The organism is Sphaerisporangium dianthi (genome assembly GCF_042654065.1).
GTDB classification, from domain to species: domain Bacteria; phylum Actinomycetota; class Actinomycetes; order Streptosporangiales; family Streptosporangiaceae; genus Sphaerisporangium; species Sphaerisporangium dianthi.
Map to the genome: position 1 here is coordinate 648,274 of NZ_JBHSFP010000001.1, position 22,941 is coordinate 671,214.

Here is a 22,941-nt window from a genome sequence, read left to right on the forward strand (position 1 = left end):
TCCGGCGTCCGGGCGGCCGGTCGTCGCAGAAACCGGCGGTCCCGTCGCCGATTACCGGCAACCCTGCGTAGTCAGGTGGTTGCTGTGGCTACTCTCGGTGTCGGCGATACGCATCCACGGGGGTCGGAGAGTACGCGATGCCACGTAAACCACGCAGTCTCAAAGAGGAGATGGACCGCCTCACCACCGAGCTTCGCGAGCGAGGGTCGACGTGGGCCGAGATCGCGCGTGAGCTCCAGCGCCGTTACCGGCTCAACTCCCGCCAGGCGTTCCGCGAGGCCCACCGCTACACGCAAGAGCGTGTGGTCGAAGAGTGGAAGGCGCTGTGGCCGTCCGAGCCGTTCAGCGTCCGCAAACTCGGTTCCTGGGAGGCCTGGCCGGGGGTCAGCGGCAACGAGCCTCCGGTGGCGGGGCTCAACCGGCTGGCGCGCATCTACGGGTGCCGGGCGTGCGATCTGATCGACGGGGAGGATCACACGGCGTCCGACCAGAACGCGAATGTCGCCCGTATGCGGAATACCCCGACCCCGCCGAGTCCAGTTACCGTCACTTTTAGCGACATAAAGGGCATCCTTCCTCTTCAGCCGCTCCCCGGGCCGACGTCTTCAGCAGAACTGCGTGAACGGGAGTACGAGGAGCTCGTCCACGCCTTCACCGATTGGGCAACACAGATGAACCGACGTGACGCTCTCGCCCTGATCGGCGCGGCCGCGACCTCGGCCTACGCCTCGCCGCTCGTCGACCGGGCGAACGCCGACGAGGCGCGACGCCTGGCGATGGCCGGCGCCGATCCCGACAGGGTGGACGAGGCGACGCTCGGCCACATCCAGGCTGTGCTGCGCCACTCCATGCGCCAGGACGACGTGCTCGGCCCGCACGCGGCGCTGGCCACGGTGCTCGCCCAGCAGCAGCTGGTCGTCTCGCTGCTCGCGGCGGGGGTGTCCGAGCGGATGCGCGGCAAGACGCTGTCCCTGCTCGCCGACATCCGCCGCTGCACCGCCTGGATGCTGTTCAACCTCAACGACTTCCGCGGGGCCGAGCACCACTACGCGCGCGCCCGCGACGCGGCCCACCAGGCCGAGGACGACGCCATGTGCAGCATGGTGCTGGCCAACTGGAGCCAGCTCGCCACCTGGCGCGGTGACCCACGGCTGGGCGTCGAGCACGCTCTCGGGGCGATCGCCTGGGGACAGCGGGCGGGCAGCAGGTTACTGACCGCCTACTCCTGCGACGTCGGCGCCCGCGCCTACGCGGCCGTGGTGCGCCGCACGGCGCGCGGCGAGCGGCGCAAGGACCAGACGCGCTGCTTCCGGCTGGTGGACCAGGCCCAGCGCGAGCTGCACGGCGCCACCGCCGACGACCCCGGCGCCCGGCTCGTCCCGTTCTACGGGCAGGGCCAGTACCTTTCCACGAAGGCGGGCTGCCTGCTCGACACCGGTGATCCCGCGCAGGCGCTCCAGGTGGCGGCCGGCGCCGCGACCGGCATCGACCCGGCGTTCGTCCGCAACGCCGCCTATCTGCGCTTGAAGATCGCCCAGGCCCATCTGGAGCTGCGCGAGATCGACCAGGCGTGCGAGCACCTCGGCGAGGCCGCCCGCCTGGCGGGCCGCAACACCTCTCCGCGCCTGGTGCGGTCGGTGATCGAGACGCGCGAGAAGCTCAGCCCGTGGCACCGCACCCGCAGCGTGGCGGCGCTGGACGAGCGGCTGCACGCCGCCCGGCTCATCGCCTGACCGGCCCGCCCGCCGGAGCCCACACGGCGGGACGGAAGCCGCCGGCCAGGGCCAGTGCGACGACGCAGACGATGATCAGGTCCGCGGCCAGCGGGGCCGCCCACGGGCGGTAGATCTCGGCTATCCACTGGGTGAACGGCGTCGGGGTGAGGATCGCCGCCGCGCCCGGAAGGTAGATCAGGCTGGTCACGACGCCCCTGGCGATCATCAGCCCGTCCAGCCGGCCGGCCGGCATCAAGGCGAGCAGGGGGAACAGCAGCGCGTCGTACCAAGGGTGCTGCACGGGCGAGGTCAGCAGCCAGCACAGGCACCATGCCAGCGCGGGCCGCACCGATTCCCGCCCGGGCGGCCCCGCGGGGAGCCCCCAGCACAGCAGCACGCCGATGAGGAACGCCGCGCCGAGGGCGAGCCGGCCCTCCAGTACCGACGACTCCATGCCGAGGCCCATCGCGTCGGTGATCACCCGCCACGGGTCGGCCAGCGAGTGCGCCCCGATCTTGCCCATCAGGTTGCCCAGCGCGTCGGTGCCCTGCGTCGCGTACGCGGCGACGAGGGCCGTGCCCGTGCCCATGACCATGGCCAGGAACGTGGCCGCCGACCGCCGCGCCGCCCAGGCGAGCCCCGCGCCGGCCAGGATGAACGGGGCCTTGACCGCCGCCGCGGCGCCGAGGAGCACGCCCGCCGCCAGGCCCGCGATCACGCCGCCCCGCCGCAGGGCGAGGAAGGCGGCCATCAGGAAGACCGCGCCGAGCCCGTCGACGTGGCCGCCCAGGACCACGTGCCAGAGCATCAGCGGGTTGAGGCTCCACAGCAGGTGGACGCGGGCCCGCCTCGCGGGGTCGCGGCCCGCCAGCCGGCCGAGCATGACCGCCGACAGCAGGAACGCGAGGGCGGTGCCCAGTTTGAGCAGCAGCACCGTGCCCGCCATCGTGCCGCCGCCCGCCATCGCGGCGGCCGTCTGCGCCCAGGTGGCCAGCGGCCCGTACACCGAGGGCGCGTTGCGCCAGGCGAGCGGGGCGTACCGGCCCACCGGGTCGGCGATCTCGTGCAGCCAGGCGGGCGTCGTCACGTAGGGGTCGTGTCCCAGCGCGGCGATGCGCCCGTAGACGGCGTAGTTGAGCACGTCCGTGGACCCGGCGGGCGGGAGGAACGCGAGGACGGCGACGGCGATCACCGTGCCGGCGGGAAGCAGCCCTCGTCTCGGGCGCCATCCGCGGCGCAGCGCCCCGAGCGCGACGGCCAGGCCCAGGCCGCCCGCGATGACGGCCGCCCAGCAGAGCCACAGCACCAGCGGGGCGGGCGGAGCCGCCCGCAGGGACCACGGAGGGCCGTCGCCGCCCACGTCGGGGACCGCCGCCGACGGGCCGAGGAGCGCGATGGCCGCCATGACGGCGATCGCCAGGCCCATCAGGCCGAGGCCCACGCCTCCGGCCTGGCGCGCGCGCCGTGACACGCCGCCGGCGGGCTCGCGCCCTGTCATCGGCGATCGCACAGCAGCGGGAACCATCGTCGGCACCGGCCGGCCCTCCAAGGGTAGCTACCACGGTCGTCGAACCGCCGCGGCCATAAGGCCGCGCGCGGGCACCGGCGCCTCGCCCGCCCCATGATCGTCCCCCTGAGACACCTGTGGCCCACCGGCGTCGCGGGAAGCGGCGGCGTCAGCACCGGTCTGGCGCGCTATTTCGCGAGATGCCCACCTTAAGGGTAGATCGTGAGGCTCCGTGCTGCGCGGCGGCAGGACGAGGGGTTGCCACCGCAGAGGACCCGCCCGCCAAACCCGTCATACACCACAAAAGACGCATTAACCGTCATCGACGAATGCGACGAAGTGGTATCGATCCGGCGCACCAACGGTCACCGACGGCACGATATCGCGACACAGGCCAACCAAGCGCCACGCACATCTCGAACATATAACGAGGACAAGAATTTACCAGGGAAGGAACTCTCTCCCTGGAGACCGCTCTCCGGCACAACTGAAGACAATTCAGCGCCAGGCCGACCGGCCGCCGCCGCCCTCGCATCTGATGTCGGCGAATATCCGAATAGGAGGTGGACTTTCCCGTTCATCACCCTTCAGGGAGCGACCGGCAGCGGCCCTTCCGAAGGCGTGGAGCCCGGCGAACCGGAATCGGGGCGGCGCCCGCGGAAGGGAACGGCCAGGCGCCCCACGGTCAGGAACGCCTCGGCCTGGAGCGCGGAGACGCCGATGCGGGGCAGGTCGCGCGCCGTCGGATACACCAGGAATCTCGGCTCCCAGAAGGGCCGGAACTTGGCGTTGAACTTGTACAGCGACTCGATCTGGAACCAGCGCGACAGGAAGACCAGGATGCCCCGCCAGGCCCGCAGCACCGGCCCGGCGCCGAGCCGCTCGCCCCGGGCCAGCGCCGAGCGGAACATGGCGAAGTTGAGCGAGACCCTTGTCACACCGAGCGAGGGCGCGGCCTGCAGGGTCTTGACGATCAGCAACTCGTTGAGGCCGGGGTCGGCGTCGCGGTCGCGGCGCATCAGGTCGAGCGAGATGCCGGCGCGCCCCCAGGGCACGAAGTGCAGCACGGCCCGGATGTCGCCGCCGGGCGGGGCCTTGCCGTCCTCGCCGGGTTTGTGCGCGGTGACCACGACGCAGGCGTCGTCGGCCGGGTCGCCGAACCGTCCCAGCGCCATGGAGAAGCCGCGCTCGGTGTCGGTGCCGCGCCAGGAGCGGGCGGCCGCGAGGATCTGCTCCCGCTCCTGCTCGGTCAGCTCGGCGACCCGCCTGACCAGGCACTTGTAGCCGGCGCGCTCGGTGCGGTTGACCATCTGGCGGACGTTGCGCATCGCCCGCCCCTCCAGGCTGAACCCGGCGACGTCCACGACGGCCTCGTCGCCGATCTCCAGCGCCGACAGGCCCGCCTCACGCGTCCAGATCTCGCCGCCGGTCTCGCTGCACCCGATGACGGCGGGCACCCAGGCGTGCCGCCTGACCTCCTCCATGAAGCGCCGGATCGCCCCGGGCCAGGCCTCCGGGTCGCCGATGGGGTCGCCGCTGGCCAGCATCACCCCGGCGACCACGCGATAGGCGATCACCGCCTTGCCCGTGGGCGAGAAGACCACGCTCTTGTCGCGCCGCAGGGCGAAGTAGCCCAGCGAGTCGAGTTCGCCGTGCCGGTCGAGCAGCGCGCGGACCCGCCCCTCGTCGTCGCCGCTCAGCGCGGCGACCGGACGTTCGGGGCGCAGGGCGAGGTAGAGCGTCGTGATCGCGGTGAGCGCTCCGAGCCCGGCCAGCGAGTAGTACACCAGGTCGGCGGTACGGTCTAGGGAGTACTCGACCGGGCCCTGCATGCCTGCGAGGCCCAGCAGCACGTGCTGGATGCGCTCGCCGGCGGAGGGGTCGCCGACGATGGTGGCCGGGTGGACGCTCACGATCGCCCACCCGATGCCCATGTCGAGGAGGCCGAGGGCGAGGAGGTTCCACAGGGCGCGCCAGCGCGAGCGCGGATCGGGCAGGGCGTGGAACTCACCGCGGTTGACCAGGAGCACGACGAACAGCACCAGGCCGATCGCGGGGGTGACGGAGTGCCGCCACCGCAGCGCCTCGACGGCGGCGCCGAGGGGAAGCAGGATGACCACCGCACGCCAGGCCCGCACCTTACGGCGGCGCAGCGCGTGGGCGAGCATGACGAGCAGCACGCCCACCAGAAGCGAGGCCGCCGCCGCGAGGGTGGTGACCGTTCCGGGAAGCACGTCGGCGATGAGGCTGACGCGGCTCCGGCGGAAATGCGGAACGACACCGCGGACGATATCGAGTATTCCGATGACAAGTGCGGCATATCCCGCGGCGGCCGGAACCCAGGACCGCGAGAGGAGCATTCGCGATATGCGTGTCCGTTCGTTCACGTCAGGACACACTAGAGGGTGAGGTCCGTGCTTCGGGTGTCCGAGAGGTGATACATCCTTAACTCGACCTTATTTCGGTTGGGTAACTTTCACTTGGGCACCACCTTAAAAGAGATGGGCTGCGGGACCAAGACCGGGGGAGACATAGATTGGGCCTCACAGCTTTGAAGCTGGAGCTTCTGATGTGCCTGCTCGCGGTCGCGGGCCTGGTCACGTCGGTCTGGTGGATATGGCCGCGCCTGAGCGTCCGCACCTGGCCCGCGATTCTCGGGCGCGTCGCGGTGCTCCTGGGAAACCAGATTCTCCTGCTCGTGGCGCTCGCGCTCGCGGCGAACAATTACTTCGGCTTCTACGGCAGCTGGAGCGACCTGCTCGGCACCGACGACGGCCTCGCCGCCCCCATCGTCAACGACGCGGGCGACCCCGGGCAGGCGGCGCGCCCGGGCGGCGGCGTCCAGGTGGTGCACAGCTCGCGGGTGCCGCCGCTTTCCGGCAAGAAGGGCCATCCCGCCGGCAGGCTGGAGCAGGTCGTGATCTCCGGCGGCGCGTCCGGGCTGAGCGCCCCCGCGTACGTCTACCTGCCGCCGCAGTACTTCGAGAAGAAGTACGCCCACACCCGCTTCCCGGCGATCGTGGCCCTGACCGGCTACCCCGGGGACGCCCGCAACCTGGTCACCCGCATGGACATGCCCGCCGTCGCGGCGAAGGCCATCGACGAGCACGAGATGGCGCCCACGGTGCTGGTGCTCATGCGGCCGACCATCGTGCCGCCCCGCGACACCGAGTGCATGGACGTGCCCGACGGGCCGAAGGTCGAGACGTACTTCACCAAGGACGTGCCCGCCTCGATGGCGAGCGCCTTCCGCGTGGGCGCCGACGCCGCGAGCTGGGGCATCATGGGCACCTCCACCGGCGGATACTGCGCGCTGAAGATGAGCATGCGCCACCCCGAGGCGTACTCGGCGGTGGCGTCCCTTTCGGGCTACTACAAGCCGCCGATCGACGCCACGACGGGCGACCTGTTCAGAGGCGACCCACGGCTGCGGAACGAGAACGACCTGATGTGGCGCCTGGCCAACCTGCCGCCTCCGCCGATCTCGGCCCTGGTGACCACCAGCGAGCGGGGCGAGTCGAACTACCGGCCGACGCTGGACTTCCTCGCGGCCGTGCGGGCTCCGATGCAGGCGTCCTCGCTGATCCTGCCGAGCGGCGGGCACAACTTCAACACCTGGAGCCGCGAGCTGCCGCGGACGCTGCCCTGGCTGGCGCAGCAGCTCCACATGCCGGCCGACCTGCCGCCCGCCGTTCCCGGCGTCTCCCCGTCACCGGGGTCCTGACCGGCCGCCTTCCACGGGGTCTCCCCCATCGGCCGCCCGGGCCTCGGCCGTCTCTCGGCCGTCGGTGCCGATGCCCACCCACTGGGCGGGGGTGATGAACAGGCCGGTGGCCTCCACCAGCGCCGTGCCGTCCGGCAGGGAGATCGCTCCCTCGGCCCACGTCTTGCGGCCCTCGCTGCGCGAGACGGCCGCGGCCCCGAGCAGCGGCACGCCGTAAGGGACGGGCCGGCGGTACTTCAGGCTGAGGGTGCCCGTCATGGCCGCCTTGCCGGCCGCGGCGACGGCCTCCCCCAGCAGATGGTCGAGGATCATCGCGCTCACGCCGCCGTGCACGGAGCCGGGCGGGCCCACGTGGGAGGGCCGGAAGGCGAGGTCGGCCCGGACGCCGCCCTCGGCGGTCCGCCCGACGACCAGCGGGAGCGCGTGGGGGTTGCAGTCGCCGACGACCGCGTTGCCGAGGTGGCGGAACCGGCCATCGGGCCCGAACTCGTGCCGCAGCGGGCCTTCCCGCCGCACCGCGCCCAGCCGTTCGGTCAGCGCGACGAGTTCGGCGGTCACCGCCGTCAGTTCGTCCTCCGGCACGTCGGTCAGCGTGACCGCGTCGACGAGGTCGCGCGCCTGCTGGGCGAGCACGGCGAGAGCCGCGAGGCGGACCTCGCCGTCGGACTCCTGGGGCGTGACGAGCTCGGGCATCATGCGCCGATTCTAAGCCGGAGAGTGGAATGACGTTCGGTTCTGACCGTTTTGGTCAAGTTTGTGGAAAGAAATCCCGTTCGAGGATTGCCCGCCGCGGGCCTGGTCCGGCACCGGAAACCCCGGCCGGCACGGGGTTTCCGGCACGCGGACACGCCGCCCGCCGCGGCGCCGCCCCCACTTGACCCCCTTTTGACCTGCGCTTTTCCTGGCTAACGTCCTCCAGCACCGGCACGGCCGGCGTCCCAGCGCCGGTCGGGCCGCCACGGACGGACGTCCCCCAGCGCCGATCCGCCATACGGAAACGATCGGCGCCCCCCGCGCCGGTCCCGCCACATGGTCGACGCCGGCGTGCCCCAGCGCCGGTCGACACAAGCGGAAGGGCCCTCACTTCCTATGTCCATGTCGCCTGAAATGCAGAAGCTCATCGACCTGCTCCGGACACAGATCGGCTACAGCGAACACGCGGGCGGATACACCAAGTTCGGAGACTGGTACGGCAAGAACGTGGAGTTCGACTCCGACTACTCGGCACAACCCTGGTGCGACATGTTCCTGTCGTGGGCGGCGCACCGGCTCGGCTACCAGAAGTGGTTCGGCCAGTTCGCGTACACCCCCTTCCACGCGGAGTGGTTCACCGACCATGGCGCCTGGGGCACCACACCCAAGCCCGGCGCGGTGGTGTTCTTCGACTGGGGCGGTTCGGACGTCGTCGAGAACATCGACCACGTCGGCATCGTGACCTCGGTGGACGGCGACACGATCCACACCATCGAGGGCAACATCGACGGCCAGTACGCCAAGACGAAGGTCAGGGACCAGACCTACGTCGTCGGCTACGGCTACCCCGACAAGGTGAAGGCCAAGCAGGAGGCCGCGGAGGCCCGCAAGCAGGAGGCCGCGGAGGCCCGGGCGCTGGCGGGCAAGCCGTCCGCCACCGCCACGCCCGCCCTGAAGCCGGTCGCGGCGGAGTTCCCGCTGCCCGCCGCCATGGCCGGCGTGCCGGCCGGGACCGTCCGCGCCACCGCCGGCCAGGAGGTCACCGGCGCCGGGACCCTCGTGATCCCCCTGCTGATCGCCGTCGTCGTCCTGATCGCCTGCCTGAAGACGCGGCACGGCGCCGCGCGACGGCGACACACCGCTTGAATGTGGCGATGCGCATCAGAACGTGATCGATTAACTACTATCAGTAGTGATCATCAGATGTCCCCGGTCGTCGTGGCCGCGGTCCGCGCAGCGTTCCTTGAAAGGCCGTGCCAGGCGGGGACTGCTTGACGAAGGAGAAGCATGTTCGCCAAGACCTTCACGGTGGCCGCCCTGTCAGCGTTCCTGGCAGGCGGCACCACGCTCGCGACCGGGGCCGCCGCGTACGCCGACCCGGCTCCCCCCGGCGCCCGGGACGCGGCCACGGCGGCGCCCACAGGGACCGGTCTGCGTCTTTTCGCCGGCAGCACCACACCCGGAGAAGGCTGGGTCTCCTACAGCCCGTCGGGTCTCTACATCGACATCGACACCAGCGCCGGCAAGTTCAGCGGCGCACCCATCTACATGGCTTCGATCGGCGGCATCTCCAGCCAGTGGACGCTGACGGGAGCCAACGCGATCTACTTCCCGACGGCGACGCGCTTCCGCGTGTACGTCCGCTCGTCCGACGACTCGCCCATAACGCCCGACAAGGCGCGGCAGTACCAGTGGCACGTCAACTGGATCGGCGTCAGCGACGCGTGAACCCCGCCATCGCCAGGCCGTGCGGGCGCGCCCGCACGGCCGAGATCGTCAGGCGAGCCGCCCGACATGCGCGAGCGCCTGCATGACCAGGACTCCCTGCCCGCCCGGCATCTCCTGCTGCACGAGCGGTGACGCCGCCTCCTCGGGCGTGAACCAGACCAGGTCGAGAGCGTCCTGGCGGGGGCGGCAGTCACCGGCGACCGGGACGATGTAGGCCAGCGACACCGCGTGCTGGCGGGGGTCGTGGTACGGCGTGACGCCGGGCGTCGGGAAGTACTCGGCGATGGTGAACGGCTGCGGCGAGGCCGGGATGCGCGGCAGCGCCACGGGGCCGAGGTCCTTCTCCAGGTGGCGCAGCAGGGCGTCGCGCACGCGCTCATGGTGCAGGACACGCCCGGAGACCAGGGCCCTGCTGACCGCCCCGTCCGGGCTGATGCGCAGCAGCAGGCCGACGTGGGTGACCATGCCGGCGTCGTCGACCCGCACGGGCACGGCGTCGACGTACAGGATCGGCATCCGCCCCCGCACCGACTCCAGTTCCTCCGGAGCGAGCCACCCGGGTGCGGTTTCGGTCTTATCGGTCATCTCTTGATCGTACTTCCCCGCCCGGTCACGCCCAATCCCGCCACTCGGGTGACCGACCCCCACGATCGCGGGATCCTCCGCAGGACACTGGAATCAGTGTTAACAGTTTCCCGTATGGCAATACGCTTGCCGCGTCACCGTGCACGGGCTACGCTGCCCAGAAGTGACGATCGATCTTCGGAAAGCCATGGCGCCGGGGAGCACGTCACCCGACCAGCCTTGGAAAAGCCGTGCCCCGGGCGGCATGCGACGCAGAGGCGGACCCGGGGCTTACGCCATGAGTGTACCCATGGTCGGTGCTGTGTAACGGTCGATGCTCACGAGAGAGACAGATGCCGGATGGCTTCTGAACCGCCTCAGTGGTTCAGCGGAGCGTTCTCCCCGCCGCGACTGAAGCCCTATCTGGACCTCATGCAGGGTGACTCCGTCACGGCTTTGCACCTGTATCGCTGGAACATCGAGGTGTCAGAGGCCTTCTATGGTCCCCTGCACTGCTTGGAGATCGGCTTGCGCAACGCCGAGCACGACCAGCTATGTCTACGGTATGGCCGGGCGGACTGGTGGCGGGTCGCCCCGCTGCGCGCGGATCACGCCAAGAGAATCCATAAGGCCTTTGACGACGCACGTAACAGCACACGGGTCCCGACCGCCGACGACCTGGTAGCGGAGTTGTCGTTCGGTTTCTGGGTGTCGCTCCTCACCCGTGCCTACGATCGTCACCTCTGGGTTCCGACGCTGCATCGGGCTTTCCCGTACTACACGGGCAGCCGGGAGCGGCTGCGCGACGGCCTGCAATCCATGGTGCTCTTCCGCAACAGGATCATGCACCATGAACCCATCCACCACCGCCATCTGGCAGCCGATCACACCAAGATCTACCGTCTGCTGGGCTATCTGCAGCCGGGAATCGTGATGTGGTTGCGGGAATTCGATCGAGTGCCGGAGATACTCGCCCGACGCCCGAGGCAGGTGACCGGTGACGAACATCCCTGATGGCCACCTATCACGGGCGGACATCGCACGACTGGCCGGCGTGCGGCGCCCGGCCGTGAGCAACTGGGAACGCCGCCACAAGGACTTTCCCCGGCCGATCACCTCTGGTGAGGACGAGTACTTCGCGACGGACGCGGTCGCTGCCTGGCTCGCCCACCGCACCATCCCGGCCAACGCCCTCCTGCCGGACGAGACGGCGGGCACCACCTACGGTGAACGTTTCGACAAGAACGCGAAAGGGGTGGCGGGTCACGCAACGCCTTCGCAGGATCCCATCTCAGCCGTCGCGGCACAGGACGTTGAGCCGCGCATAGACAAACTGGTCGCGCTCACCGGCTCCCCAGGATCGGTACGCGACCTCATCCTGGTACTCGCGCTGATATGCCTTCGTGCCCGTGGCGGTACAGGATGGTCCGCCGCGCTCCGCGGCGACCTGAAGGACACGCAGGAGGCGCTATGGGCATTGGACCGGCCTGGCCTACTGATACCGGACCTCGGCTCCGGCGAGCCATCCCCGCGTCACCTCGCCGAGATCGCCGACGTCATCGACGAAGCGGCAAGACGACTCGGTGACTCGGTGACATTCCGCCAGGTTCTGGAGCGGTTCGCCGAAAGGGAGGGCCGGAGGGGCGAGCAGTTCTACACACCCGCCTCCCTTGTACGCATCCTGGTCGACCTCACCGCACCCGAGTCTCCCTCGGAGATCTACGACCCCGCCTGCGGATCCGGCGATCTGCTCGTCGCTGCGGCGGCACGGATGCGCGAGTTGACCGGTGCGTGGCCCACCGCGGTCCGCGGTGACGCGCTGGACCCGCTCTCGGGTGCGCTGTCCACCATGAGCGCGCTTGTGCACGGAGTCGAGGCCAGCGTCGCGACCCAGCCCCGCGAAGCCTTGTTCGACAGGCCTCACCCCCACGGCCGCGCCGGGTACGTCATCACCAATCCTCCGTTCAACATCGGTGACTGGCGCGCTGAGGAGTCCGCGCGGCACTGGACGTTCGGGCCGCCTCCGGCGCACAACGCGAACTACGCCTGGCTCCAGCACGCGGTCGAGATGCTCGCGCCTGGAGGCCGCGCGACCGTCGTCATGCCGAACAACGCATCGTTCTCCGAGAATCCTCGTGAGCGCAGGATCCGCGCCGGGCTGGTCGAAGGCGGCTGCGTCGAAGGGCTGGTGGCTCTGCCGCCGCAACTCTTCCCCCATACAGGGGTCGCGGTCACCGTGTGGCTGCTGACCCATCCGGGTGGTTCGCCGGAGGACATCTTGTTCGTCGACGCGTACGCCTCCGGGCTGATGACCCACCGTACTCGCCGGGAACTCACGGAGGAGGACTCCAAGACGCTGATCAATATCATTGAAAGGCATCGGGCTGGACGCCCACTGCCCGACCACACCGGGATGGGTGCGGCCCTGATATCGCGCGAGGAGATCGGATACCAGGACTACAACCTCAACCCGCGCAGATACACGACGCGGACATGGGCCTGGACTCCTGAGATCATCGCGAAGATCGGAGCGCTGCGGCGAGAACTGAACGAGCTTCGGCGGAGTGCGGCAGAGGTGGACGCGAAGGCCGAGCAGGAGTTGAGGAGGCTCGGATGGTGACGGGTTTGGTAGGAGAGCTCCCAGACGGCTGGACGGAGATCCCTTTGGCGGACGTCTGCGTGTTGAGGGCGGGGCCGAGCACTCCGCCCGATTCCGGGGGTTCCGTAGCCATCGTGAAGCCGAGGAACCTGGCGGACGGCCGCATCACGGGAGCGGTCGATCGCATGACCGAACAGGCCGCTGCCAGACTCTCCGCCTATCGTCTGGCCCCCGGGGACGTCATTTGCGTCCGCACGGGAGCACTCGGCCGCAACGCCTTGGTGACCGATGAGCACGAAGGCTCGGTGTTCGGTTCCGGCGTCATCAGGCTCCGGCCGGACGATCGCGTGGATCCTCGCTACCTCAACCACTATCTCAGCCACCCGGCCGTACGCGGTTGGCTCGCGCGAAATTCCTCCGGGACCGCTGTCCCCAGCATCAGCACCAGGTCAATGGGCGTGCTTCCCGTCGCGCTCGCTCCACTTGACACGCAAAGGCGCATCGGTGATGCGCTCGGTGCACTTGATGACAAGATCGCGGTACATGAACGGATTCGCCAGGCGACACTGGAATTGCGGGACACGTTGCTGCCGCTTCTGATGTCCGGCGTGGGAGAGCCCGGCGCGGTCGAGCAGGCGGGCGGCGTTCAGTTTGAGGATCTTATGCCATCTCGCGCACGGTCGGCCGATGGTGCCCGGCCAGCCTGAAGTAGTCGTCCGCGCCGGCCTTCAGCTCACCCGAGAGCGACTCGGCGCCGTGCTCGGAGACCTCGGCGTGGGTGTGCACGTCGCTCGCGACGAGGCTGCCGATGTTCATTCAGGCGTCTCCCGCGTGGTTCGTCAGGGCTCGTCGCGCGTGGCCGGTCCGGGGTACTCCGCGTGGTTCATTCGGGCGTGTCCCGCGTGAGGCCGCCAGGGGATCCGTACAGCGAGCGGAGCCGGGCCTTGACCACCTTGCCGGCGCCGTTGCGCGGCAGGGCGGGCACGAACTCGACGTGCTTGGGGATCTTGTAGCGCGCCAGCCGTCCTGCCAGGTGGGCCAGCAGGTCGCCCGCCCCGGCCCCGGCGCCGGGCCGCAGGACGACCAGGGCCTTGCCCACCTCCCCCCACCGGTCGTCGGGGACGCCGATGACCGCGCACTCGGCGACGGCGGGGTGCCCGTACAGAACGCCCTCGACCTCGGCCGGGTAGATGTTCTCACCGCCCGAGATGATCATGTCCTTGACGCGGTCGACGATGCGGATGTAGCCGTCCTCGTCGGCGACCGCGACGTCGCCCGAGCGGAACCACCCGTCCGGCGACACCACCGCGGCCGTGTCCTCCGGACGGCGCCAGTATCCCGTCATGACGTTCGGCCCCCGCACGACCACCTCGCCCGGCTCGCCGGGCGCCGCGTCCTCGCCGTCGGCCCGCACCAGGCGGACGTCGGAGAAGAAGCACGGCACGCCGGCCGTGCCCGCCTTGCGCACCGACTGCTCCGCCGCCAGGAACAGCGCGCCCGGCGAGGTCTCGGTCATGCCGTACCCCTGCAGGAAGGTCAGCCCGCGCTCCTGGTAGGTCCGGATCAGCGGCTCGGGCACCGGCGCGCCACCGCACAGCAGGTGGCGCACACTGGACAGGTCGGAGCCCTCCCATCGGGGCGACTGCGCGAGGAAGGCGAACATCGCCGGGACGCCGAACATCACCGTCACCCTCTCGCGCTCCACGAGGTCGAAGGTCTGGTCCACGTCGAACGACGGCACCAGGATCGACGTGCCGCCCTTGAGCACCGTGGGCACCAGCGTCTGGGCGAGCGCGGCGATGTGGAACAGCGGGGCGCTGATCAGCGCGACCTCGTCGTGCGCGAGCTCGACGTCCACGAGCAGGTTGAAGGTGTTCCAGGCCAGGTTGCCGTGGCTCAGCGTCGCGCCCTTGGGCCGCCCGGTGGTGCCCGAGGTGTACAGGATCAGGCACGGATCGTCCAGGCCGACCGGCTCGTCGGCCGGCGTGGGGTCGGCGGCGGCCAGCAGCGCCTCGTAGTCCTCCGCGACCGTCACCCGGCGCTCGACGGGCAGCGCGGCGCCCGACTCCTCGAACCCGGGCCCGCAGACGAGCACGGCCGGGCCGGCGTCCGCCGCGATGTACGACAGCTCCGGCACGGTGAGACGGGTGTTCAGCGGGACGAAGATCGCTCCGGCGGCGCCGGCGGCGAAGAGCGTCTCGACGAACGCCGGATGGTTGGCCCCGAGGTAGGCGACGCGGTCACCGTGCCGCACGCCCATACCGCGCAGGGCGTGGGCCAGCCGGTCGACGCGTTCGCGCAGCTCGCCATAGCTCCATGCGTGCCCGTCGTGGCGCAGCGCCACCCGGTCGGGTGTCATGCGCGCCCGCCGCGCCGGCCAGGACCCCAATCCCTGATTCCGCATGGTGCCACTCCTTGACGATCAGGCGATCTCGCCCCAACTTAGGCCAGCCCGTCACGAGTGTCACGATCGTGCCCGCCCCTGCCGCGAGGGAGGGCGAAGGACGCGCTTCTCCACATGAGGTTTTCAGGATGTCGCGCACCTTATTGACAGCGGAAAAACGCCGTGTCTAGATTCAGGCGATCGGGGATTTGATCTCATCCGTTCCTCCCGTGCTCCGGCGTCCCGGCACACGGCGGAGGCACGGCGCAGGAGCCTGTCGCCGCGACATGACCTCCAGGAGGCGCACGTGCGCAAGCTCGTCCCAACGATCACCTGCTTAGTCCTGACCGTGGCCGCGTGTGGCGGGTCGGGCGGCGGAGGGTCCGGCGGCGCTTCCTCCGGCGGCGGGTCCGACCCCATCCGCGTCGGCCTCATCGTCTCGCTGACCGGCAACTACACCCCCCTCGGCAGCGAGGACAAGAAGGCGGTCGAGCTCGCCGTCGAGCAGGTCAACGCCCAAGGCGGCCTGCTCGGACGCAAGGTGGAACTCATCCAGCGCGACGACAAGACCGCCCCCGACCAGGCCATCGTCGCGTTCAACCAGATCAAGGGCCAGATCGACGCGCTGATCGGCCCGGTCTTCTCCAACTCCGCGCTGGCCATCGAGCCGCTCGCCGAGCGCGAGAAGATCCCTCAGCTCTCGCTGGCCCCCGCCCAGGAGCAGGTGGAGCCGATCAAGTCGTACATCTTCGTCACCCCTGCCCTGTCGAACATGTACGCCGAGCGCTACCTGCAGTACATCAAGGCCCAGAAGATCACCAAGATCGCGGTGGCGCACGACACCAAGAGCGCCTACTCCGTCGCCGGGCACAAGGCGATGGTCGCCCTGGCGCCCAAGTACGGCGTCACCGTCGTCGTCGACGAGCCGTACGAGACGACCAACTCCGACTTCAGCGCGATCTTCACCCACGTCCGCGACTCCGACGCCGAGGCCCTGGTGTTCTGGGGGTCGGGCGCCCCCGGCGTCACGGCGGGCAAGCAGTACGCCGCCTCGGGGCTGAAGGTGCCGCTGTTCCTCACCGCCGCGCAGGCCAGCAAGCTGTGGCTGGAGCCGATGGGTTCCGCCGCCGAGGGCATGACCGTGCAGAGCGCCATCGGAGTCATCGGCGACCACCTGCCCGACAGCAAGCAGAAGAAGGTCATCGACCAGATGGCGGTGCCGTTCAAGCAGAAGTACGGCTACCCTCCGCCGCAGTTCGCCCAGGACGGCTACAGCGCCAGCCTGCTGCTGTTCGAGGCGATCAAGAAGGCCGGGAGCACCGACAAGCAGAAGGTCAGGCAGGCGCTGGAGACCATGGACCTGTGGACGCCCAACGGCCGCTTCCGCTACTCCCCGACCGACCACTCCGGGCTGCGGCCGGACTTCATCTCCGTCAACACGGTGAAGAACGGGCAGTTCGTACCCACCGAGTGGGCCGCGGAGCAGCTGTCCAAGACCGTCACGGCCGAGTAGGGGCGACGTGCCGGGCATGCTCACCGTCGACGGCGTCTCCCGTTCCTTCGGAGGCGTCTACGCCGTCCGCGACGTCAGCCTCGACATCGCGGACGGCGAGGCGCGCGGCATCATCGGCCCCAACGGCGCCGGCAAGTCGACGCTGTTCAACCTCATCACCGGCCATCTGCCCGCCGACCACGGCACCATCTCGATGCGCTCCACCCCGCTGAACCGGCTCGCGCCGCATCGCCGCGCCGGGCTCGGGATGTCCATCGTGTTCCAGGGCGCGCGCGTGTTCCGCGGCATGACGGTGCGCGAGAACGTCATGGTCGGCGCGCACACCCGCGGGCGCACCGGCTTCGCGGCCGCCGCGCTGCGCCTGCCCCCGCACCGCCGCGACGAGCGCGAGATCGCGCGGCGCGCCGACGAGGCCCTGGCCCGGGTCGGCCTCGGCGCGTGGGCCGGGCACCAGGCGGGCCTGCTGCCCCTCGGGCAGCAGCGGTCCATGCAGGTCGCCCGCGCCCTGTGCGCGCAGCCCAGCCTGCTGCTCCTGGACGAGCCCGCCTCGGGGCTGCGGGCCGCCGAGCGCGAGGCGCTGGCCGTGCTGATCGAGGAGCTCAAGGCCGACGGGCTGACGATCATGCTGATCGAGCACGACGTCGCCTTCGTCACCCGGCTCGCCGACCGCATCACCGTGCTGGACCTCGGCCGGGTCATCGCCGAGGGCACGCCGGGCGAGGTCCGCGCCGACCCGCTCGTCGTCTCGGCCTATCTGGGAGACGCCTCGTGAAAAGGCCGCGCGCGGACCGTCGTGGGGCCGCGGAGTGATCGAGATCAGCGACCTGGTCGTGACGTACGGCTCGGCGACCGCGCTCGACCACGTCCGGCTCTCGGTGCGGCGCGGCGAGATGGTCGCCCTGCTCGGCCCGAACGGCGCCGGCAAGTCGACCCTGGCCGACACACTGTCGGGCATCGTCTCGCCCGCCTCGGGGACCGTCGAGGTCGCCGGACGGCTCGCGCACATCCCCGAGGGCCGCCAGCTGTTCCCCGACCTGACCGTGGAGGACAATCTCGTGCTCGGCGGCTGGCGCGCGGGCGCGCGCGACCCCGCTCCGGTCTTCGAGATCCTTCCCCGGCTGGCCGAGCTGCGCCGGCGCCGGGCGGGCGTGCTGTCGGGGGGCGAGCAGCAGATGGTGGCCTTCGGCAGGGCCCTGATGTCGCGGCCGGAGGTGCTGGTCGTGGACGAGCTGTCCCTCGGGCTCGCCCCCATCGCCACCCGGGACCTGGCCGCCCACCTGGTGGAACTCAACAGGGACCAGGGGCTCACGGTGCTGCTCATCGAGCAGAACGCCAGGCTGGCGTTCGGCGTCTGCGAGCGGGCCTACGTGCTGGAGGCGGGCCGCATCGTGGCCGAAGGGCCGTGCGCCGAGCTCGCCGAGGACCCGCGGGTCGCCCGCGCCTACCTCGGCGGCTCGATCGAGGAGCCCCGGCGATGACCGGCGCCGCGCGGCCGGGAGGGGCGTGAGATGACAGAGTTCCTGACCTACCTGGTCAACGGCCTGGCGATCGGCTGCGGGTTCGCGCTGATCGCCAGCGGCCTGGTCGCGGTCCACCGGGTGACCGGCGTGGTGAACTTCGCCCAGGGCATGTTCGCCGTCGTCGCGGGGCTGAGCGGGTCGTGGCTGCTCGGCACCGGGCTGCCGCACGGGCTCAGCGAGGTCGCCGCCGTCCTGATCGCGACCGCCGCGGGCCTTCTGACCGGCCTCCTCGCGATCGGCAGGCGCGGCACCACGCCCCAGTCGTCGCTGATCGTCACGCTGGGGGTCGGCGTGCTCGCCTACGCCGTCGAGATCGTGATCTGGGGCGACCAGCCGCGGTCGTTCCCGGGGCTGCCGGGCTCGCTGACGCTCGCCGGGGTCGGCGTCCAGCGCCAGCACCTGCTCGTCATCGCCGCCACCGCCGTGACGATCGTCGCGCTCGCCGCGTTCTTCGGCCGCACCTACCTCGGCAAGGCGCTGAGCGCGTGCGCGTCCAACCCCTACGCCGCCCGCGTCATCGGCATCGACGTCCGCAAGATGGGGCTGGTGGCCTTCGCGCTCGGCGGGCTGCTCGGCGGAGTGGCCGGGGTGCTGGTGACCCCTCTCCGGCCCATCTCGTTCGACACCGACGTCACGCTGATCGTCAACGGGTTCGCCGCCGCGGTGTTCGGCGCGCTGACCCGCCCCGGGCTCGCCCTGGTGGGCGCGCTGCTGCTGGGCGTCGCCGAGTCGCTGGCCGCGGGCTACGGCTACGGGGCCTACCAGACGGAGATCGCCCTCGGCCTCATGCTCGTGATCATGGTGCTGCAGTCGGCGCGGCGCCCCGCCGTCCTCGGGGAGAGCGTATGACCCGTCCTGCGGAACAGCCCGTGACGCCCGCGGAGGACGAGCCCGGCCCGCCTTCCCCAAGGTCGCCCGAGGCGGCGCGCGGGCGGCGGGCGAGGCGCCTGGTGCCCGGCCTCGCCGTGGCCGCCGTCACGCTGGCGCTGCCCGCGTTCCTGGACGACAGCGCCCTGACGGTGTACATCTTCCTGGGCCTCGCCGCCATGGTCACGGTCGGGGTCTCGCTGCTGATGGGCTACGCCGGCCAGGTGTCGCTCGGCCAGGGCGCGTTCTACGCGGTCGGCGGCTACACGGCCGGCATCCTCGCGGTGCGCGGCGGTCCCCCGCTCGCCGGGCTGCTGGCCGCTCCGCTCGTCGCGGCGGTGTTCGCCGTCGTGATCGGCCTGCCGCTGCTGCGGCTGCGCGGGCACCATCTGGCGTTCGCCACGCTGGCCATGCAGCTGATCCTGCTGTCGCTGGCGGGCCGGCTGTCGTTCACCGGCGGGGACATCGGGCTGCAGGGCATCCCGCAGCTCGCCGTGGGGCCGTTCGAGCTGAGCGACGCGAGCCAGTACGCCTACCTGGTCTGGGGCGGGGTCGCCCTGGTCATGTTGGTGACGCACAACGTCATCGAGTCGCGGCCCGGCCGCGCGCTGCGCGCCCTGGCGACGAGCGAGACCGCGGCGGCGTCCTCCGGCGTCCCCGTCGGCCGCTACAAACTGGTGGTCTTCGCCCTGTCGGCCGCCTTCGCCGGGCTGGCGGGCGGCATCTACGCCTTCTACACCGGCTACGTGGCGCCCTCGTCGTTCCCGGTGCTGCTGTCCATCGAGTACATCGTCATGGCGGTGGTCGGGGGTCTCGGCACGGTCTGGGGCGCGGTGGTGGGCGCGGCCGCGATCACGCTGCTCGTGCAGGCGCTGAACGTGGTGGGGACGGCGCCCGGGATGCCGAGCTACGCCCCGAGCGTGCTGTCCTACGCGGTCTACGCGCTGGTGCTCATCGTGGTCGTGCTCTTCCTGCCGCACGGGCTGCTCCCCGCGGTCACCGACCGGCGCCGGCGGCGCGAGGAGGCCCGCGCCCCGGCCAAGCCCTGACCGAGACGCCCGGCCCGGCTCCTGCCCGGCTCAGCTTCGGCCGGTGGGGACCAGTTCCTTCTCCGGCCCGGCGGTCACCGGCGGCTCGTCGTCGTCCTCGCCGTGCCCGGCGATCGACAGGTCGGGCAGGACGCGGTCGAGCCAGGCGGGGCACCACCAGTTGAGCCGGCCCAGCAACACCATCGTGGCCGGAACGAGCAGGCCGCGGATGACCGTGGCGTCCACGGCGATGGCGACCGCGAGCCCCACGCCGAACACCTTGACCAGCGGGTCGGGGTAGGCGATGAAGGCGACGAACACCACGACCATGATCAGCGCGGCCGAGGTGATGACCCGGCCGGTGGCGCCCAGCCCTTCCGCGACCGCGCGCCGGTTGTCGCCCAGGCGCTGATAGGACTGGCGCACCGAGGTCAGCAGGAAGACCTCGTAGTCCATGGACAGCCCGAACAGCACCGCGAACAGCATCAGCGGCACGTAGGAGTCGATGGGCACGCTGAAGAAAAGCGTCGACAGGGAGGAATCCTGGGCGGAGACCGGTGGATCCAGGCCGACCAGGCGGCTGCCGAGGCCGTAGGAGAACACGATCGCGAGCGCGCCGAACGCCGCGCCGAGCGAGATGAGGTTCATCAGCGCCGCCTTGATCGCCACCAGCGGCGCGCGGAACGCCAGCAGCAGGAGCAGCGCGCTGAGCAGCACGACGACGCCGATGACGGCCGGAGTGCGCTCGGCTATGCGGTCGCTCGCGTCGGCCATGCCCGCGACCTCGCCGCCCACGTGCAGCACCGCCCCGGGAACGCGCAGGCCGCGCACGGCGCGCACGACGTCGCCCGCCCGCGGGTCGCTCGGCGCGTACTCGGTGACGACCTGGAACAGGACGGACCTGCCGGAGACGTTGATCTTCGGGGGCGACACGTGCGCGACGCCGGGGACCTCCGCCAGGCGGTCGCCGACGCGCGTCACGGCCGGGGCGGGCGGGTCGCTGACGGCGACCGCGGCGTCCAGCTCGCCGACCACGATCAACGGGCCGTTGCTCCCCGCCCCGAACCCCGCCTCCATCAGCTCGTACGCCCGCCGGCCGTCCTGGCCCCTGTCGGCGTAGCCGTCGTCGGCGGGGCCGAGTTTCAACCCCAGGGCGGGCGCGGCGAGGGCGCCGAGCACGGCCACGGCCACCACGAGCACCCGCCACGGGCGCCGGGCGACCCAGGCGCCGAGGCCCGCCCAGCCGCTCGCCGCCGAATGCGCGGCGTCCCGCCGCGGGCCGACGAACGGGACGCGCAGCGCGTTGATCCGGTGGCCGAGGAGGCCGAGCAGCGCGGGCACCAGGGTGAGCGAGGTGAGCACGGCGCACACGACCGAGATCCCGGTGATCCAGCCGAGCGTCCGCAGCATCGGGAAGCCGCCGAGCAGGAGCGCGCTGAGGGCGATGACGACCGTGCCGCCCGCGAAGAAGACCGCCCCGCCCGCGCCCTGGGCCGTCCGGCGGACCGACTCATGGACCGGCACGCCGTCGGCCAGCAACTTGCGGTGCCTCGACAGCAGGAACAGCGCGTAGTCGATGCCCACGCCGAGGCCGATCATCGACGCCATGACCGAGGCCTGCTTGGGCACGTCCACCAGATGGCCGAGCAGGCCGATCACGCCGAGGCCGACGCCCAGGCTGATGATCGCGGTGAAGACCGGCACCAGCGCGGCGACGAGCGTGCCGAACGCGAGCAGCAGCACCAGAAGGGCGCAGGCGACACCGATGATCTCGCTGCTGCCGGTCTTGATCTCCTTGTCGGCGGGCGTGCCGTTGTCGGCGAGCACGGCCTCGACGCCGGCCGCGCGCAACGGCTCCACCGCGGCGGAGACCAGCCGGGAGCTCTCGGCGAGGCCGTCGGAACCCTGGCCGGAAAGCCGGACGGCGATGACGCCGATCACCAGGTTGCGCGAAATGCCGCCCACGCGGAAGGGGCTGTCCACCTGGACCACGTGCGGCACCTCGCGGATATCCGCCATGGCCCGCTCGACGGCGCGCTTGCGCTCGCCGGCGATGAGCGGCCCGTCCTTTCCGTACAGGACGACCTGGAGGGTGCCGCCGGCGTCATACCCTGGCCCGAAACCGTCGCGCATGAGGTCGTGCGCACGCTGGGCGTCGGTGCCGGGGATGGAGGCGTCGTTGCTGACCGGCCGGCCGAAGACCAGCGTCCCCGCGGTCAGCGCCCCGGCGAGGATGAGCCAGGCGGCCAGCACCACGCGGCCGTGTCTCGCACACCAACCGCCCAATCGACCGAGCAAGCTAGCCATCGGTGACCGTCCCAGACAGTATTGAGGAATCAGAAACGCCGCAGAAACAATATTCTGTACGACCGTGCAGGACGTACGTTAAAGAGCTTAGGCGGGAATATCGTTGGACGCCGAACCGGGCTGAGAAGTGAGACGATGACCACAATCGACCGTGGCGGCGACACGCGCACCCGCATTCTCGCCGCCGCACGCCAGTTGTTCGCCGAGCGGGGCTACGCCGCCACCTCCCTGGCCGACATCGCCGCGCGCGTCGGCCTGACCAAGACGGCCGTGGCCTACCACTTCCACCCCAAAGACCGGTTGGCCGCCGAGCTCATCGCCCCCGCCGCCGACGACCTCGTCGCGCTGCTCGACGGCGACCACGGCGACGACCCGCGCGCGTTCGTCGAACCGCTGACCGCCTTCGTCGTACGGCACCGCGCCATCATCGGCCTGCTCATGGAGGACATCGGCGGCGCCGACCAGGCCGCGCCCGGCTCCCCCCGGGAGGCCATCCGGGCGTTCCGCGACGAGATCCACGCCAGGCTCGCCGGCCCCGCGCCCGGCGACGCCGCCCGCGTGCGCGCGTGGGCGGTCATGGGGTCCCTGCAGCTCGCCGTGGTCAAGACCATGGACCTTCCCCAGGAGACCGTGCGAGAACTGGTGCTCACCGCCGCCCTCGCCGTCCACGACGCGTCCCCCGACCGGGCACGGTGACGAGTGACAGGCGACCGCGAAGACGCCCCCCAGCCTGCCCCCCCGCCCACCCCGGCGGTCCCGGCGACCCCCGCCATCCCATTGACCCCGGCGGCCC

20 protein-coding genes are annotated in these 22,941 nt (G+C 71.1%); 13 read left to right on the forward strand and 7 right to left on the reverse strand.

Annotated features, from left to right (window positions below):
* Positions 1-137: 137 nt before the first annotated feature.
* A complete protein-coding gene (locus ACFO60_RS02715; RefSeq protein ID WP_380836306.1) occupies positions 138-1,733 on the forward strand; it encodes a hypothetical protein in 1,596 nt (531 codons plus the stop codon).
* Here the strand turns inward: ACFO60_RS02715 and ACFO60_RS02720 are convergent.
* Together ACFO60_RS02720 and ACFO60_RS02725 are read right to left on the reverse strand one after the other, a co-directional pair.
* Positions 1,723-3,213 (reverse strand): MptA/MptB family glycosyltransferase, encoded by a 1,491-nt coding sequence (locus ACFO60_RS02720; RefSeq protein ID WP_380836307.1) that lies wholly within the window; start codon positions 3,211-3,213, stop codon positions 1,723-1,725. The genes ACFO60_RS02715 and ACFO60_RS02720 overlap by 11 nt on opposite strands.
* Positions 3,214-3,809: 596 nt before the next feature.
* Positions 3,810-5,582 (reverse strand): phosphatidylglycerol lysyltransferase domain-containing protein, encoded by a 1,773-nt coding sequence (locus tag ACFO60_RS02725; RefSeq protein ID WP_380836309.1) that lies wholly within the window; start codon positions 5,580-5,582, stop codon positions 3,810-3,812.
* Positions 5,583-5,773: 191 nt separating this feature from the next.
* Between ACFO60_RS02725 and ACFO60_RS02730 the strand changes: the two genes are divergently transcribed.
* On the forward strand, positions 5,774-6,946 hold the full coding sequence (locus ACFO60_RS02730; protein WP_380836311.1) for an alpha/beta hydrolase: 1,173 nt from the start codon (positions 5,774-5,776) through the stop codon (positions 6,944-6,946).
* On the opposite strand, the gene ACFO60_RS02735 is transcribed toward ACFO60_RS02730, so the two are convergent.
* Positions 6,932-7,642 (reverse strand): PaaI family thioesterase, encoded by a 711-nt coding sequence (locus ACFO60_RS02735; protein ID WP_380836313.1) that lies wholly within the window; start codon positions 7,640-7,642, stop codon positions 6,932-6,934. The genes ACFO60_RS02730 and ACFO60_RS02735 overlap by 15 nt on opposite strands.
* A gap of 399 nt (positions 7,643-8,041) precedes the next feature.
* Here ACFO60_RS02735 and ACFO60_RS02740 point away from each other — a divergent pair, with 399 nt between their 5' ends.
* Positions 8,042-8,785, forward strand: a complete 744-nt coding sequence (locus ACFO60_RS02740) for a CHAP domain-containing protein (protein WP_380836315.1) — start codon at positions 8,042-8,044, stop codon at positions 8,783-8,785.
* Positions 8,786-8,926: 141 nt separating this feature from the next.
* Complete coding sequence (locus tag ACFO60_RS02745; protein WP_380836317.1) at positions 8,927-9,367, forward strand: hypothetical protein; 441 nt, start codon at positions 8,927-8,929, stop codon at positions 9,365-9,367.
* 48 nt (positions 9,368-9,415) lie between these two features.
* Here ACFO60_RS02745 and ACFO60_RS02750 read toward each other — a convergent pair whose 3' ends face one another.
* Positions 9,416-9,952 (reverse strand): NUDIX hydrolase family protein, encoded by a 537-nt coding sequence (locus ACFO60_RS02750; protein WP_380836319.1) that lies wholly within the window; start codon positions 9,950-9,952, stop codon positions 9,416-9,418.
* 339 nt (positions 9,953-10,291) lie between these two features.
* Here ACFO60_RS02750 and ACFO60_RS02755 point away from each other — a divergent pair, with 339 nt between their 5' ends.
* The 3 genes from ACFO60_RS02755 to ACFO60_RS02765 are packed head-to-tail and all read left to right on the forward strand — an operon-like array spanning position 10,292 to position 13,237.
* Entirely contained in the window at positions 10,292-10,945 is a 654-nt protein-coding gene (locus ACFO60_RS02755) for a hypothetical protein (protein WP_380836320.1), read from the forward strand.
* Entirely contained in the window at positions 10,929-12,551 is a 1,623-nt protein-coding gene (locus tag ACFO60_RS02760; protein WP_380836322.1) for an HsdM family class I SAM-dependent methyltransferase, read from the forward strand. Before ACFO60_RS02755 ends, ACFO60_RS02760 begins: the two co-directional genes overlap by 17 nt.
* Complete coding sequence (locus ACFO60_RS02765) at positions 12,545-13,237, forward strand: restriction endonuclease subunit S (RefSeq protein ID WP_380836324.1); 693 nt, start codon at positions 12,545-12,547, stop codon at positions 13,235-13,237. The genes ACFO60_RS02760 and ACFO60_RS02765 overlap by 7 nt, the downstream gene beginning before the upstream one ends.
* Here the strand turns inward: ACFO60_RS02765 and ACFO60_RS02770 are convergent.
* On the reverse strand, positions 13,191-13,346 hold the full coding sequence (locus ACFO60_RS02770) for a hypothetical protein (protein WP_380836326.1): 156 nt from the start codon (positions 13,344-13,346) through the stop codon (positions 13,191-13,193). The two genes, ACFO60_RS02765 and ACFO60_RS02770, sit on opposite strands and share 47 nt — an antisense overlap.
* A 67-nt stretch (positions 13,347-13,413) precedes the next feature.
* The gene (locus ACFO60_RS02775; RefSeq protein ID WP_380836328.1) at positions 13,414-14,934 is read right to left on the reverse strand and encodes an acyl-CoA synthetase; all 1,521 of its coding nucleotides are present in this window, start codon (positions 14,932-14,934) and stop codon (positions 13,414-13,416) included.
* Between the two features lie 286 nt (positions 14,935-15,220).
* Between ACFO60_RS02775 and ACFO60_RS02780 the strand changes: the two genes are divergently transcribed.
* From ACFO60_RS02780 to ACFO60_RS02800, 5 genes are read left to right on the forward strand one after another with little or no spacing between them, the layout of a single operon-like run.
* The gene (locus ACFO60_RS02780) at positions 15,221-16,426 is read left to right on the forward strand and encodes an ABC transporter substrate-binding protein (RefSeq protein WP_380836332.1); all 1,206 of its coding nucleotides are present in this window, start codon (positions 15,221-15,223) and stop codon (positions 16,424-16,426) included.
* Between the two features lie 16 nt (positions 16,427-16,442).
* Positions 16,443-17,198 (forward strand): ABC transporter ATP-binding protein, encoded by a 756-nt coding sequence (locus ACFO60_RS02785; protein ID WP_380836334.1) that lies wholly within the window; start codon positions 16,443-16,445, stop codon positions 17,196-17,198.
* Positions 17,199-17,232: 34 nt separating this feature from the next.
* Positions 17,233-17,904, forward strand: coding sequence for an ABC transporter ATP-binding protein (locus ACFO60_RS02790; RefSeq protein ID WP_380836336.1), 672 nt, complete (start codon positions 17,233-17,235; stop codon positions 17,902-17,904).
* Between the two features lie 30 nt (positions 17,905-17,934).
* Positions 17,935-18,795: a branched-chain amino acid ABC transporter permease gene (locus ACFO60_RS02795; protein WP_380836338.1), complete on the forward strand. Its 861-nt coding sequence runs from the start codon at positions 17,935-17,937 to the stop codon at positions 18,793-18,795.
* Positions 18,792-19,862 (forward strand): branched-chain amino acid ABC transporter permease, encoded by a 1,071-nt coding sequence (locus ACFO60_RS02800; protein ID WP_380836340.1) that lies wholly within the window; start codon positions 18,792-18,794, stop codon positions 19,860-19,862. Before ACFO60_RS02795 ends, ACFO60_RS02800 begins: the two co-directional genes overlap by 4 nt.
* A 30-nt stretch (positions 19,863-19,892) precedes the next feature.
* Here ACFO60_RS02800 and ACFO60_RS02805 read toward each other — a convergent pair whose 3' ends face one another.
* A complete protein-coding gene (locus tag ACFO60_RS02805) occupies positions 19,893-22,097 on the reverse strand; it encodes an MMPL family transporter (protein WP_380836342.1) in 2,205 nt (734 codons plus the stop codon).
* A gap of 186 nt (positions 22,098-22,283) precedes the next feature.
* Between ACFO60_RS02805 and ACFO60_RS02810 the strand changes: the two genes are divergently transcribed.
* Positions 22,284-22,844 carry a TetR/AcrR family transcriptional regulator gene (locus ACFO60_RS02810; RefSeq protein ID WP_380836344.1) on the forward strand — a complete coding sequence of 187 codons (561 nt, stop codon included), beginning with the start codon at positions 22,284-22,286 and terminating at the stop codon, positions 22,842-22,844.
* Positions 22,845-22,941: the final 97 nt, after the last annotated feature.